The organism is Streptomyces sp. NPDC028722 (assembly GCF_040637655.1).
Taxonomy (GTDB): domain Bacteria; phylum Actinomycetota; class Actinomycetes; order Streptomycetales; family Streptomycetaceae; genus Streptomyces.
Map to the genome: position 1 here is coordinate 34,240 of NZ_JBEZWU010000007.1, position 12,360 is coordinate 46,599.

At 71.2% G+C, this 12,360-nt stretch carries 15 protein-coding genes; 7 read left to right on the top strand and 8 right to left on the bottom strand.

Features of this window, described 5'->3' with window-relative positions; all coding sequences use genetic code 11:
* Nucleotides 1-14 precede the first annotated feature (14 nt).
* From iolD to iolC, 4 genes are read right to left on the bottom strand one after another with little or no spacing between them, the layout of a single operon-like run.
* Nucleotides 15-1,889, bottom strand: a complete 1,875-nt coding sequence (iolD, locus tag AB0F03_RS13435) for a 3D-(3,5/4)-trihydroxycyclohexane-1,2-dione acylhydrolase (decyclizing) (RefSeq protein ID WP_361990115.1) — start codon at nt 1,887-1,889, stop codon at nt 15-17.
* Nucleotides 1,886-2,710, bottom strand: a complete 825-nt coding sequence (iolB, locus tag AB0F03_RS13440) for a 5-deoxy-glucuronate isomerase (RefSeq protein ID WP_361990118.1) — start codon at nt 2,708-2,710, stop codon at nt 1,886-1,888. Before iolB ends, iolD begins: the two co-directional genes overlap by 4 nt.
* Nucleotides 2,711-2,717: 7 nt before the next feature.
* Complete coding sequence (locus tag AB0F03_RS13445; RefSeq protein WP_361990121.1) at nt 2,718-3,593, bottom strand: deoxyribose-phosphate aldolase; 876 nt, start codon at nt 3,591-3,593, stop codon at nt 2,718-2,720.
* Nucleotides 3,594-3,652: 59 nt separating this feature from the next.
* Nucleotides 3,653-4,603 carry a 5-dehydro-2-deoxygluconokinase gene (gene iolC, locus AB0F03_RS13450; RefSeq protein WP_361990124.1) on the bottom strand — a complete coding sequence of 317 codons (951 nt, stop codon included), beginning with the start codon at nt 4,601-4,603 and terminating at the stop codon, nt 3,653-3,655.
* 337 nt (nt 4,604-4,940) lie between these two features.
* Between iolC and AB0F03_RS13455 the strand changes: the two genes are divergently transcribed.
* The 6 genes from AB0F03_RS13455 (at nt 4,941) to AB0F03_RS13480 (ending at nt 8,803) form a co-directional block, all read left to right on the top strand.
* Nucleotides 4,941-5,135, top strand: coding sequence for a MerR family transcriptional regulator (locus AB0F03_RS13455; protein ID WP_361990127.1), 195 nt, complete (start codon nt 4,941-4,943; stop codon nt 5,133-5,135).
* 289 nt (nt 5,136-5,424) lie between these two features.
* On the top strand, nt 5,425-6,837 hold the full coding sequence (locus AB0F03_RS13460) for a condensation domain-containing protein (protein WP_361990130.1): 1,413 nt from the start codon (nt 5,425-5,427) through the stop codon (nt 6,835-6,837).
* 256 nt (nt 6,838-7,093) lie between these two features.
* Entirely contained in the window at nt 7,094-7,339 is a 246-nt protein-coding gene (locus AB0F03_RS13465; protein WP_361990133.1) for a hypothetical protein, read from the top strand.
* 155 nt (nt 7,340-7,494) lie between these two features.
* A complete protein-coding gene (locus tag AB0F03_RS13470; RefSeq protein WP_361990136.1) occupies nt 7,495-7,800 on the top strand; it encodes a hypothetical protein in 306 nt (101 codons plus the stop codon).
* A 141-nt stretch (nt 7,801-7,941) separates the two neighbouring features.
* Nucleotides 7,942-8,202: a hypothetical protein gene (locus tag AB0F03_RS13475; protein WP_361990138.1), complete on the top strand. Its 261-nt coding sequence runs from the start codon at nt 7,942-7,944 to the stop codon at nt 8,200-8,202.
* 259 nt (nt 8,203-8,461) lie between these two features.
* The gene (locus AB0F03_RS13480; protein WP_361990141.1) at nt 8,462-8,803 is read left to right on the top strand and encodes a hypothetical protein; all 342 of its coding nucleotides are present in this window, start codon (nt 8,462-8,464) and stop codon (nt 8,801-8,803) included.
* A 134-nt stretch (nt 8,804-8,937) separates the two neighbouring features.
* Here AB0F03_RS13480 and AB0F03_RS13485 read toward each other — a convergent pair whose 3' ends face one another.
* From AB0F03_RS13485 to AB0F03_RS13500, 4 genes are all read right to left on the bottom strand, one after another.
* The gene (locus tag AB0F03_RS13485; protein ID WP_361990144.1) at nt 8,938-9,219 is read right to left on the bottom strand and encodes a hypothetical protein; all 282 of its coding nucleotides are present in this window, start codon (nt 9,217-9,219) and stop codon (nt 8,938-8,940) included.
* Between the two features lie 212 nt (nt 9,220-9,431).
* On the bottom strand, nt 9,432-9,710 hold the full coding sequence (locus tag AB0F03_RS13490; protein WP_361990147.1) for a hypothetical protein: 279 nt from the start codon (nt 9,708-9,710) through the stop codon (nt 9,432-9,434).
* Nucleotides 9,711-9,925: 215 nt separating this feature from the next.
* Complete coding sequence (locus AB0F03_RS13495) at nt 9,926-10,207, bottom strand: hypothetical protein (protein ID WP_361990150.1); 282 nt, start codon at nt 10,205-10,207, stop codon at nt 9,926-9,928.
* Between the two features lie 219 nt (nt 10,208-10,426).
* Nucleotides 10,427-10,909 (bottom strand): hypothetical protein, encoded by a 483-nt coding sequence (locus tag AB0F03_RS13500; protein WP_361990153.1) that lies wholly within the window; start codon nt 10,907-10,909, stop codon nt 10,427-10,429.
* Between the two features lie 624 nt (nt 10,910-11,533).
* On the opposite strand from AB0F03_RS13500, the gene AB0F03_RS13505 reads away from it, so the two are divergent.
* Nucleotides 11,534-12,301 carry a hypothetical protein gene (locus AB0F03_RS13505; RefSeq protein WP_361990155.1) on the top strand — a complete coding sequence of 256 codons (768 nt, stop codon included), beginning with the start codon at nt 11,534-11,536 and terminating at the stop codon, nt 12,299-12,301.
* The last annotated feature ends 59 nt before the right edge of the window (nt 12,302-12,360 follow it).

Below are 12,360 nucleotides of genomic sequence, written 5' to 3' on the forward strand. Positions count from 1 at the left end.
CCCAGAAACTCCTTCTACAGATGGCGGCGTCGGGTCGAGACGTGCCGTTCGTACAGCTCACGTGCCCTGACCGCCGACGGTCGGGTCGCGGTCTCGGCCACAGGAACATCCCACCAGGCCTGCGCCTCGGGCGCGCCCGACACAGTGTCGGACGTTTCGGTCTCCACGTAGACACATGTGGGAGTGCCGGCGGCCCGGGCCTCGGCGAGCGCCTCCCGCAGCTCCCGTACGGTCCCGGCCCGCAGCACCCGCATGCCCAGGCTGGCCGCGTTGGCGGCGAGGTCGACGGGCAGCGGGGCGCCCGTGTACCCGCCCTGTGCGGCCGGGAACCGGTAGGCGGTGCCGAACCGCTCGGCACCCACCGACTCCGACAGACCGCCGATCGAGGCGTACCCGTGGTTCTGCACCAGCACGACCTTGATCGCGACGCCCTCCTGCACGGCGGTGACGATCTCCGTCGGCATCATCAGGTAGGTGCCGTCGCCGACCAGCGCCCACACGTTCCGCTCCGGCGCGGCGAGCTTCACGCCGAGCGCGGCCGGGATCTCGTAGCCCATGCAGGAGTAGCCGTACTCCAGGTGGTACTGGTCGCGCGAGCGCGTCCGCCACAGCTTGTGCAGGTCGCCGGGGAGCGAGCCGGCCGCGTTGACGATGATGTCCGACTCGTCCACGAGCGCGTCGAGGGCGCCGATGACCTGCGGCTGGGTCGGCCGTGCACCGTCGTCGCCGGCCGTGAGGCAGGCGTCGACGCGCCGCTCCCAGCGCTCCTTGTCCGCGGTGTACGCGGCGACGTAGGAGTCGGGGACCGTGTACCCGTGCACGACCAGTGCCTCGGTCAGCTCGCCCAGCCCGCTGCGGGCGTCGGCGATCAGCGGGCGACCGGCGAGCTTGTGGCCGTCGTAGGGGGCGATGTTGAGGTTGAGGAAGCGGACGTCCGGGTGGGCGAAGAGAGTGCCGGAGGCGGTGGTGAAGTCGGTGTACCGGGTGCCGACGCCGATCACCAGGTCGGCCGTGCGGGCCAGCTCGTCGGCGGTCGCGGTGCCGGTGTGCCCGATCCCGCCGACGTCCTGCGGGTGGTCGTGGCGGAGGGATCCCTTGCCGGCCTGGGTGGAGGCGACGGGGATGCCGGTGGCCGACGCGAACTCCGCGAGGGCCTCCTCCGCGCGGCTGTGGTGCACTCCGCCGCCCGCGACGACCAGCGGCCGGCGCGCCTGCCGGACCGCCCGGACCGCCTCCGCCAGCTCGGCCGGGTCCGCGCCCGGCCGGCGTACGGTCCACACGCGCTCGGCGAAGAACTCCTCCGGCCAGTCGTACCCCTCCGCCTGGACGTCCTGCGGCAGGGCGAGGGTGACCGCGCCGGTCTGGACCGGGTCGGTGAGGACCCGCACGGCCTGGAGGGCCGCCGGGATCAGGGCCTCGGGGCGGGTGACGCGGTCGAAGTACCGGGACACCGGGCGCAGGGTGTCGTTGACCGACACGTCGCCCGCGTACGGCACCTCCAGCTGCTGGAGCACCGGGTCGGCCGGTCGGGCGGCGAAGACGTCGCCGGGCAGGAGCAGCACCGGCAGGTGGTTGACGGTGGCCAGGGCGGCGCCGGTGACGAGGTTGGTCGCGCCGGGGCCGATGGACGTCGTCACCGCGTGCGTGGACAGGCGGTTGGACTGCCGGGCGTAGCCGACCGCCGCGTGCACCATGGACTGCTCGTTGCGGCCCTGGTGGAACGGCATGACATCGGCGTACTCGATCAGCGCCTGGCCGATCCCGGCGACGTTGCCGTGCCCGAAGATGCCCCAGGTGGCGCCGATCAGCCGCCGCCGCTCGCCGTCCCGCTCGGTGTACTGGGCGGCCAGGAAGCGGACGAGTGCCTGGGCGACGGTCAGCCGCGTCATCGGTATCCCCCTGTGGTCTCGGTGTGGTCCGGGTGGAAGCGGATCCGCCACTCACGGGTCGCGCCCGGACCGGCCATGACGTTCAGGTAGTACAGGTCGTGCCCGGGCTGGGCGATGGACGGGCCGTGCCAGCCGTCGGGGACGAGGACCGCGTCGCCGGAGCGGACCTCGGCGAGCAGGTCGCAGCCGCCCGGCCGGGAGGGGAACACGCGCTGGTAGGCGAGACCGTTCGGGCCGTCGATCTCGAAGTAGTAGATCTCCTCCAGCTCGGACTCCTCGCCCGGCCGGTGCTCGTCGTGCTTGTGCGGCGGGTACGAGGACCAGTTGCCGCCCGGGGTGATCACCTCGACGGCGATCAGTTTGCCGCAGTCGAAGGAGTCGGCCGAGGCGAAGTTGCGCACCCGGCGGGCGCACCTGCCGCTGCCGCGTTCCTCGACGGGTACCTCCGGCGCGGGGCCGTAGCGGGCGGGGAGTCGTCGCTCGCACTTCGCTCCTGCCAGGGCGAAGCGGCCTCCCGCGCCGGAGGCGATCTGGACCCGGGTGTCCCGGGGGGCGTACACGAAGTCGGAGACGCCCGCGAACACACTTTCGCGTCCCCGGAGTTGGAACTCGCTCTGCTCGATCCGCACGGTACATCCGCCTTCCAGCGGAAGCACGATCCATTCGCTGTCCCCGGTGGTGAATGTCTGTGTACCGCCGGGTGTCAGCTCCACGACACGCAGGCTGCTGTGCGTCCACCCGGCCCGTTCGGGGCCGATGTCGACGGCGTACCGGCCGTTCGCGGTGGTGCCCCTGGGCAGATGCAGGTCGGTGCTCGTCATGCGGCCCTCACAGCAGTCCTACGGCGGTGTCCACGGCGGCGGCCACGTCGTCGTCCGCCGGGTACAGCAGCGAGCGGCCGGCGACCAGACCGCGCACGGTGGGCAGTCGCAGGGCGTCCCGCCACTTGGCGTACGCCCCCTCCTGGTCGTCCCCGACCTCCCCGCCGAGCAGCACGGCGGGCAGCGTGGACGTCTCCATCACCCGGGCCATGTCGCCGGGGTCGTCGGTGACCGGCACCTTCAGCCAGGTGTAGGCGGAGGAGCCGCCGAGACCCGAGGCGATGGCGATGGACCGGGTGACCGCCTCGGCCGACAGGTCGTTGCCCAGCCTGCCCTCGGGGGTGCGGCGGCTGATGAACGGCTCGACGAACACCGGGAGCCGGCGGGCGGCCATGGCGTCGATGGCGCGGGCGGTGGACTCCAGGGTGGTCAGGGAGCCCGGGTCGGCGTAGTCGACGCGCAGCAGCAGTTTGCCCGCGTCGAAGCCGAGTCGCTCGATGTCCTCGGGGCGGTGGCCGGTGAACCGGTCGTCCAGCTCGAAGCTGGCCCCCTGGAGGCCGCCGCGGTTCATCGAGCCCATGACGACCTTGTGCTCCAGGGCACCGAGCAGCAGCAGGTCGTCCAGGATGTCGGCGGTGGCGAGGACACCGTCGACGCCGGGCCGGGACAGCGCGAGGCAGAGGCGTTCGAGGAGGTCGGCGCGGTTGGCCATGGCGAGCCCGCGGTCGCCGACGCCGAGGGCGCCGCGGGCGGGGTGGTCGGCGGCGACGATCATCAGCCGGCCGCTGTCGTTCAGCAGGGGCCTGCGGGCCCGGCGGGCGGCGGCCTCGGCGATCGCCTCGGGGTGCCGGGTGCGGACGCGGACCAGTTCGGAGACGTCCACGCGGGAAGGGCGGACCCCGTCGCCGCCGTGGGAGTGCGTGCCCGTGACGCGGCCCGCCCTCACCGGACCGCTCCGGCTTCGAGCGCGGCGGCCACCTCGTCGGGGGCGGGCATGGCGGAGGAGCACTCCAGGCGGGAGGCGACGATGGCGCCGGCCGCGTTGGCGTGCCGCATGACCGTCTCCAGGTCCCAGCCGGCGAGCAGGCCGTGGCAGAGGGAGCCGCCGAAGGCGTCCCCGGCGCCGAGTCCGTTCAGGACCGTGACGGGCAGGGGCGGGACCTCGGCGCTCTCGCCGTCACCGCGGACGGCGAGGACCCCTTCGGGTCCCTTCTTGACGACGGCCAGCTCGACGCCGGCGGCCAGCAGGGCGCGGGCGGCGGCGTACGGCTCGCGTTCGCCGGTGGCGACCTCGACCTCGTCCAGGTTGCCGACGGCGACCGTGGCGTGGCGCAGGGCCTCGGCGTAGAACGGTCGGGCGGACGCGGGATCGGCCCAGAACATGGGGCGCCAGTCGAGGTCGAGGACGGTGGTCCCCGACCGGGCCCGGTGGGCGAGGGCGGCGAGGGTCGCCGTACGGCTGGGCTCCTCGCTCAGGCCGGTGCCGGTGACCCAGAAGATCCGGGTCTCCCGGACGGCGTCCAGGTCCAGCTGGTGGGCGTCGATCTCCAGGTCGGGGGCCTTGGGCTGCCGGTAGAAATAGAGCGGGAAGTCGTCCGGCGGGAAGACCTCGCAGAAGGTGACCGGGGTGGGCAGGCCGGGGACGGGGGTGACCCAGCGGTCGTCGACGCCGAAGCCGCGCAGCGCCTCGTGGAGGTAGGCGCCGAAGGGGTCGTCCCCGGTGCGGGTGATCACGGCGGTGTGCCGGCCGAGCCGGGCCGCGGCGACCGCGACGTTCGCCGCAGACCCGCCGAGGAACTTGCCGAAGGACGACACCCGGGCGAGCGGGACACCGGTCTGGAGCGGGTAGAGGTCCACTCCGATCCGCCCCATGGTGATCAGGTCGTACGCCATCGGCATCCCTTCGTCGTGGCTCTCCCCGGCTTTCTAGTCCCGCGCGCCGAGCCCTGTCAATGCTTTGTCCGGACATTCGGACGAGTTCCCTCCCGAGGGTGGGACGGGACCCCCTGGGAGCACCGGCCTTGTGTGGCGGCCGCGTCACAAACACCCTCGTCCTGTCACACATGTCACGTATACGCGGGCTCTCGGTCACACCCGGACGACAAGGGTGTCCGGCCGGTAACTCTGCGTCGTTCAACGGGCACAGGCTTGGTGATCGCCAGCGCAGCGCCCGGTCCCCCCGGCGGCCGTACCCGGCCGCCGCCGCGGCGCGCGCGGGGAGGTACGGCTCATGACCGACCGAAGGCTCTGGTCCTACAAGGAGATCGCGGCGCACATCCGGGTCCAGCCGGACACCGTGCGGTCCTACCGCAAGCACGGGCTGCTGCCCCCACCCGACCATGTCGAGGGCGGCAAGCCCTACTGGTACGCCGACACCGTCCGCGCCTGGGTCGCCTCCCGGCCCGGCAACCGCGGCCGCGGCTGACCCCGTCCGCGGACCCGCCGGCCACGTCAAGGAGTACGACGAGTTCGGCGGGCGCGGGACGAGGCGGCGGCAACGTCCCCCGGCACGACTCGGCGAGGTGGTACGCGGGTTCCGGCGACGCAGTCCGGCGGACGGGATCCCGCGACACGGTTCTCCCCGGCGGGAAAAGAGACCGCTCGGGCGTTCGAGACGTCACACATCCCGCTGAAATGCCCGCGACACAGCGGCCACCGCTCGCGCACGGCTCCCCCTTGAACAAGCTGGTGTCTTCTGCGAAGGAGACGCCACTGTGCGAATTTCTGACATTCAGCGCTGCGAGGTCCGGCCCGGACGGCTCGTCGAGTGGACGTTCAGCCCGGCGACCATCGCGGCAGCGGCAGCACTGCCACCGGACCCGCGGCCGCCGGCGTACATTCAGGAGTCGCACATCAGGACGGCGCGGTCGGTGCGCGAGGACGGACTGTTCGTACCGACCTGGCTCGGCGCCGCGTTCGATCTGCCGGGCCGGGCCGACCTCGACGTGCTGGAACGGGTGTTGCGCGACTGGACGCTGCGTCACGAGACGCTGCGCAGCGGCTTCCGGTGGTCCGGAGACGACATGCACCGGTTCACGCTCGACGGAAGGGACGTCTCGCTGCGCCGGGAGGTGGTCGGCGACTTCGCCGACGCGGGTGCGCTGATCCGGTACCTACAGGACCGGTTCGACGTCGCGGCGGACGCGCTCGGCTGGCCGAACCTCATCTTCGCGGCGGTCGTCCGCGACGACTCCACCAGCGTGTACATGGCCTCCGACCACACCAACGTCGACGCCTACTCCCTTCAGCGCGTCCCGGACGAGATCCACGAGCTGTACACGGCGGCCGTCTCAGGGAACGCCGCCGCCGGCCCGTCCGCGGGGAGTTACGTGGACTTCTGCCAACAGGAACGGGCGGACGCGGACGGGATCGACGACACCCACGCGATCGTCTCGCGCTGGCGGGAGTTCATCGGCCGCTGCGACGGAAGGCTTCCGGAGTTCCCCGTCGACCTCGGCCTGCGGCCCGGCGACGAACTCCCCACGCAGAAGCTGATGTGCGGGCCGCTCCTCGACGCGGACGCGGCGGCCGCGTTCGAGACGCACTGCCGGCCCTACGGCGGCAGCCTGGTCGGTGTCCTGGCCGCGACCAGCCTGATCGTCCACGAGCTCGGTGGACAGCCGTACTACCGCACGGTCGTGCCGTTCCACACCCGGGTGAAGTCCGCGTGGTCGGACTCCGTGGGCTGGTACGTCGGCGGCGCGCCGATCGAGGTGCCCGCGGCGCGGGACTTCGACAGCGCGCTCACCGCCGTCCGCTCCGAACTGCGGGCCAACCGGTCACTGGCACGCATCCCGCTGGCCCGCGTACTGCGCCTGCTGGGCGCGGACTTCCGTCCGACCTCGCCCGACATGTACTCGATCGTCTCGTACATGGATGCCCGTGTCGTTCCCGGTTCGGCCCGCTGGGCCGAGAAGAAGGCGTACGGACTCATCCGGGTGTCGCGCGGCGACCAGGTGTGCGTCTGGGTCAACCGGCTGCACGAGGGGCTGTGGTTCGCCTGCCGCTATCCGGACACCGAGGTCGCCCACAAGAACGTGCGGCGGTACGTCGAGGGGCTGCGGGAACTGATCGTCTCCACGCCGGAGCGAGGACACCTCCGGGTCGCGGAGCCGGCATTCTCCTGACGCAACTTTTCGTGGATTCACCCGTGTTGGTGCAGCCGTCGTACCGCATCTGACGCGGTTCCACGGTGCTGCGGCCGGTGGCGCGTCGCAACTCGACTCCCTGAGCGGCAGGTTGGCGGCGGCAGAGCACTTCTACGGTCTTCCGACTTCCTCGTGACACAGATGTCCGGCAAGGAACAATGCACCGCTACTGCTAGTGTCGGTCACGTCACGTTGAGCAACTGTTTTGTTGCACAAGCGAAGAACCGAGGGTTCCATGCGCAAGCTTCAGAAGGTCGTGATCGCAGCGGTCGCGGCGGCCGGCGGCCTGTCCGCCATCGGCGCCGGCACCGCCGTCGCAGGCACCTCCGACGGGGGGTCGCAGGCAGCCAACCTCTTCCGGCCCTACCAGGAGTGCAGTCCGCAGACGGCGATCGAGAACGACGTCCCGATCGGCGTGCTCGGCCTCGCCGGCACCCTGGACACCACCTGCGGCCAGTTCAACAACGCCTTCAACGGCTGAGCTCGGCAGCGTCCTCGTACATGACGCCCGTGGGACCCTTCGCAGTCCGCCGCGAAGGGTCCCGCCTCCCCGGCCGGTTGCCCGGGCATCGAAGACAGCGCCCGGCGCGGCCCGCACCCGGGCGCCGGGTACTCCTACGAAGGAAGGCGCATCACATGTTCAGCAGGAAGAAGCTCATGGCCGTCGCGGGACTCGTCGGCGGCCTCGCCGTCACCTGCGCCGGCCTGGCCCAGGCGCATGTCGGCAGCGACCCGGGAGCCTGCACCCGTGACGAGTCGGGTGCCATCATCTGCACCCAGCAGATCAAGGGCCAGGTGCCCGCGGACGGCGTCATCCCCCACCAGGAGACCTGCATGCCGGTGCAGCCCACGACGCTGCCCGCCGCCACGGGGGGCGGGACGACGCAGTTCGGGCCCAGGGTGACCTGTTCCCCCTCGACGACCGCCCTGCCGCCGCTCTGAGAGACACACGGCACGGAAACGGACAGAAATAACTTACGCGACATATATGGTCTAGATCCCTAAAAACTACGTATCGTGCGCCTATTCTCACGGCATGTAGTCATACGTTGGGCGCCGCGCCCGCGTAGGAAAGGGTCAGCCATGCGTAAGTTCCAGCGCGCCGCGGTCGTAGCGGCCGCGGTCGCCGGTCTGTCCGCCTTGGGTGCCGGAGTCGGCTTCGCCGGCGAAGGCGCGCCGCCGGCGGTCACCGCCGTGGCCACCTCGTCGGCCAACGCCCTGGCCGTCGGCGGCGGTTACTACGCCCCCTCGGAGGAGCGGCACCAGCCGGAGGGCCAGCCGGAGGAGCAGAAGAACCACGGGCCCGAGCACGGTTACGGCGAGCAGCACGGAGAGGGCGAGTAACCCCACCGGGAACTCACCCTCTGAGCGCCCTCCCCATCGGCTCGGTCCGGTTCAACGGTGCGTCGAACGACAACCGCGGCACAAGCTGCCCGGACGCGCGGTCCCACAGGACGCGCGTCCGGGCCGCGGCCATCCTGCCGTCGCGCTCACCTGACAGGGCATCCGGTCAGGATGCTCTGTTTCGACCTCTTCCCGGGCCCGGGCGCACGCCGGTCAACGGCACAGGCGCCCGGGCCACCGTCGTAAAGGAACACAGCACATGTTCAGTCCACAGAAGATCGCCACCGTCTCGGGACTCGTCGGAAGCCTCGCCCTCATCTGCCTCGGCGGCGCGCACGCGTACGCCGAGGGGAAGTCGGACGACTGCAAGTCCGGCGAACAGGGCGTCGTCTGCATCCACAAGAGCGAGACCTACACCGACAAAGACGGCACGCACGTCATCAAACAGACGCAGGACTGCTCGACGACCGACCGGCCGAGCGTGGTGGATCCGGGGAACGGGCTGGTGGGCAGCGGGACCACCACCGTCGGCCCGGTCGTGGACTGCTCCAACAAGGCGAAGCTGCCCAAGGGCTTCAAGAAGCCGCACACCGCGTTCTGATCAGCGCCGGAAATGCCGGACCGGGTTGTTCCCGGCCCGGCATTTCCGTCTCCGCGCAGGCGGGCCCGCCGATGGGACGAGAACGCCCGGTGCCCCGGCCGACGGCCGGGGCACCGGGACATGGTTCCGTGCTGTCAGTGGCCGACGGTGTTGTTGCAGCCCTGGTCGGAGCCGATGCTGGTCTGCTGCGCACCCGGGTTGCCCTCACCGTTGAGCGCGTTGCCGAGCACGCCGTTGAGGATGCCGACCTCGCCGAGGACGTCGAGGTTCAGGTCGTGCGACCGACAGGTGCTGCTCTGCTTGATGTCGAAGCCGCCACGGCCACCGTCACCGCCGGCGTAGGCGGAGCCGGCACCGAGGAGCCCGACGCTCCCGAGCGCGACGACGAGGACGGCGGCCGTACGAAGCTTGCGCATGTCATCTCCGGTGAATCGAGGGATGTGATCCGTGAACGAGCGAGGCCGTGCGATCACGAAGGGTGCGATCCGCGACGGCCGGAAGAAACCAGCGGTGCGCCGAAACAGACGTTTCGCCACACCGCCGGTGCACAGCAACAGCCTCCGGCGCCCTGCCGCGGGCCTGGCGCCGGGACCGTTCACTGTCCGACGCCTCGGCGCCGGACAGAGTCTCAGAAGGCGCTGTTGTTGCAGCCCTGGGTCGAGCCGAGGTGCGTCGCCTGGGCGCCCGGGTTGCCCTCGCCGTTCAGCAGGTTTCCGCCCAGGCCGTTGAGGATGCCGACCTCACCGAGGACGTCCAGGTTCAGGTCGTGCGAGGTGCAGGAGCTGCTCTGCTTGATGTCGAAGCTGCCACGGCCACCGTCACCGCCGGCGTAGGCGGAGCCGGCACCGAGGAGCCCGACGCTCCCGAGCGCGACGACGAGGACGGCAGCCGTACGAAGCTTGCGCATGTCATCTCCAGTGAATCGAGGGGGGTGTGATCTGCGAGCGAGCGAGGCCGGTGCGATCACGAAGGGTGCGATCCGAAACGGCCGGAGGAATCCAGCGGCGCGCCGAAAGAGAGTTCTCTCGGCGTCACGAGCGGACATCAACGGTTCCCGGCGCCGCGCCTCCGCCCGGCGCCGGGAGCCATGTGTTGTCCGACGCCTCAGCGTCGTTCAGAGCCTCAGAAGGCGCTGTTGTTGCAGCCCTGGGTGGAGCCGATGTCGGTCGCCTGGGCGCCCGGGTTGCCCTCGCCGTTCAGCGCGTTGCCCAGCAGGCCGTTGAGGACGCCGACCTCGCCGAGGACGTCGACGTTCAGGTCGTGCGAGCGGCAGTTGCTGGTCTGGGTGACGCGGAACTTGTCGCCGTGGTCGCCGTGGTCGCCGCCCGCCTGGGCGGTGCCGCCCGCGAGGCCGATGGTGCCGAGAGCGGCGACGAGGACGGCAACGGTGCGAAGCTTGCGCATGTCATCTCCGATGAGTTAGCGGGTGCGATCTGTAACAGATCGACTTCCTACAGTCACCGAGACTAGTGCGAATCCGACGAAACCGGACAGTGACGCGCCGAGTCGGTGATCGCAAATCAGAAGCACCCGAATTCCGTATCGCATGTGTCGCATGCGAGCGGACTGCTCATCGGCCGCGATCCGCCAGCGGTCCGTGCCGGGGATCGGGGCGGCCGTCCGCTAGCGCTGCTGCTGCGCGCTGGCGAGGGAGTTCGCCTGGCTGTTGGCCTGGGTGCAGTCGACGCCCTTGGTCTCGGACGCGGCGAGCAGGGCGATCGGGACGTTGGCATCGAGCAGGGTCTGCGGGCTGCACTCCTGGTACGGACGGAACAGGTTGGACTGGTACACCGGTCCGCCCTGCGCCGACTGCGGTGCCTGCGAAGAGAGTTGCGGAGAGAGCTGCGGGTTCAGCTGGGGGTTGAGCTGCGGGGCCACCTCGGTGCCCCGCTGGGGCGCCGCCTGCGGCTGGGCCGCCGGCGAGCCGTAGGTCTGCGTGGTCGCCTGAGTGGAGGCGGCCGAGTTGGCCTGGGCGTCCGGCTGTGAAACGGGAACCGGCGCCGCCCCGTTGTAGGCAGGGGTGGCGGCGGAGCTGGGGCCGGCACCGACGGCGGACAGACCGCCGGCTGCCGCGACGAGGAGCGCGACCTTCTGAAGCTTGCGCATGGGATTCTCGGCCCTTCATTGACCTGTGCAGGAAACCTGGTGAAATGCCGAGCGGCGACGCGCTTGTCACTGTTCTTGCTGCCCTGCGACTGCGATGCCATCGCTCCCGGCCCGTGGGGAACGAGGTGAACGCGGACCCGGATACGGGCGCCCGCTCGCAGGTCACCCATTTGACGCAAGGGCATAGGGGTCGCCACGCGCGCGGGCCGAGGCAAACGGGTGACGGGTATTCGGGTGCCGTGACCACAGCGCGCGCGTCCTCGTTCCAACGGGGAGAAGGCAGCGACCGTTGACCTGTGGGTGAGGGAATGTGCTGCCGGTTCCGACACAAAGTCCGCGCGCTGCTCACGCATCACCGCTGCTGCCGTGCAGCGGCAGTACCCCACCGTCTGCACGCGTGACCGCACCGCATGCAATGTTTTCAGGTATCGAAGGGCCGAGGGTTTCATGCGCAAGCTTCACAAGGCCGCGCTCGTCGTAGCAGCGGCCAGCAGTCTCTCCGGCATCGGCGCCGGCGCCGGCTATGCCGACACTCCGGTCGGACATGGCAGTCCCGCTCCCGTGCCGGCACCCGATCACCCGGCTCCGCAGGCCGCGCCGGCTCCGCAGGCCGCGCCTGCGGCAATGGCTCCGCAGACTGCGCCCGCGGTGATGGCTCCGCGAGCCGCGCCGCAGCAGCAGACCGGTTACGCCGCCGCCTCCGCCTCGTCGCAGGGAACGGCACAGACCACCACCACGCCGTACCCGCAGCAGGCCGCTCCGATGTACCCGCAGCAGCAGGCCGCCGCTCCGGGGTACCCGCAGCAGCCCCCGCAGGCCTACCCCCAGCAGCAGGCCGCACCGGTCTACCCCCAGCAGCAGCCTGCGCAGGCGTACCCGCAGCAGCAGACCGCGCCGGTGTACCCGCAGCAGCAGCCCGCGCAGACCTACCCCCAGCAGCAGCCCGCGCCCGGGTACCCGCAGCAGCAGACCGCGCCGGTCTACCCCCAGCAGCAGCCCGCGCAGGCCTACCCCCAGCAGCAGCCCGCGCAGGCCTACCCCCAGCAGCAGACCGCGCCCGGGTACCCGCAGCAGCAGACCGCGCCCGGGTACCCGCAGCAGCAGGCCGCGCCGGTGTACTCCCAGCAGGCCGCGCCCCCGCAGCAGCCCGCGCAGGTCGTGCCCCAGGTCATGCCGCAGGTCGCCCCTCAGGTCGCCCCTCAGGTCACCGTGCCCCAGGCGCAGCCCCCGGCGTGGGTCGCCCCGCAGGTGAACCCGCAGGTGAACCCACAGGTGAACCCGCTCGTCAACCCGCAGGTCACGCCTGAGAGCGTGCCGCAGCTGGCTCCGGTCGGCCTCGGACAGGTCGCGGCGCCTCCTGTCGGGCAGCTGGGACTTCCCCGACTCGGCTGACGTCTCTCGCGATCGTCCGCACTCCCCACTCGATCTCTTGCGGATCCCGTCCGCTCAAC

Coding starts and splice junctions, on each gene's coding strand:
- AB0F03_RS13465 (WP_361990133.1), top strand. CDS start 7,094: ATGCGCAAGCTTCAGAAGGTCGTGATCGCAGCGGTCGCGGCGGCCGGC.
- iolC (WP_361990124.1), bottom strand. CDS start 4,603: ATGGCGTACGACCTGATCACCATGGGGCGGATCGGAGTGGACCTCTAC.
- iolB (WP_361990118.1), bottom strand. CDS start 2,710: ATGACGAGCACCGACCTGCATCTGCCCAGGGGCACCACCGCGAACGGC.
- AB0F03_RS13485 (WP_361990144.1), bottom strand. CDS start 9,219: ATGCGCAAGCTTCGTACGGCCGCCGTCCTCGTCGTCGCGCTCGGGAGC.
- AB0F03_RS13490 (WP_361990147.1), bottom strand. CDS start 9,710: ATGCGCAAGCTTCGTACGGCTGCCGTCCTCGTCGTCGCGCTCGGGAGC.
- AB0F03_RS13505 (WP_361990155.1), top strand. CDS start 11,534: ATGGCTCCGCAGACTGCGCCCGCGGTGATGGCTCCGCGAGCCGCGCCG.
- AB0F03_RS13455 (WP_361990127.1), top strand. CDS start 4,941: ATGACCGACCGAAGGCTCTGGTCCTACAAGGAGATCGCGGCGCACATC.
- iolD (WP_361990115.1), bottom strand. CDS start 1,889: ATGACGCGGCTGACCGTCGCCCAGGCACTCGTCCGCTTCCTGGCCGCC.
- AB0F03_RS13500 (WP_361990153.1), bottom strand. CDS start 10,909: ATGCGCAAGCTTCAGAAGGTCGCGCTCCTCGTCGCGGCAGCCGGCGGT.
- AB0F03_RS13495 (WP_361990150.1), bottom strand. CDS start 10,207: ATGCGCAAGCTTCGCACCGTTGCCGTCCTCGTCGCCGCTCTCGGCACC.
- AB0F03_RS13480 (WP_361990141.1), top strand. CDS start 8,462: ATGTTCAGTCCACAGAAGATCGCCACCGTCTCGGGACTCGTCGGAAGC.
- AB0F03_RS13470 (WP_361990136.1), top strand. CDS start 7,495: ATGTTCAGCAGGAAGAAGCTCATGGCCGTCGCGGGACTCGTCGGCGGC.
- AB0F03_RS13475 (WP_361990138.1), top strand. CDS start 7,942: ATGCGTAAGTTCCAGCGCGCCGCGGTCGTAGCGGCCGCGGTCGCCGGT.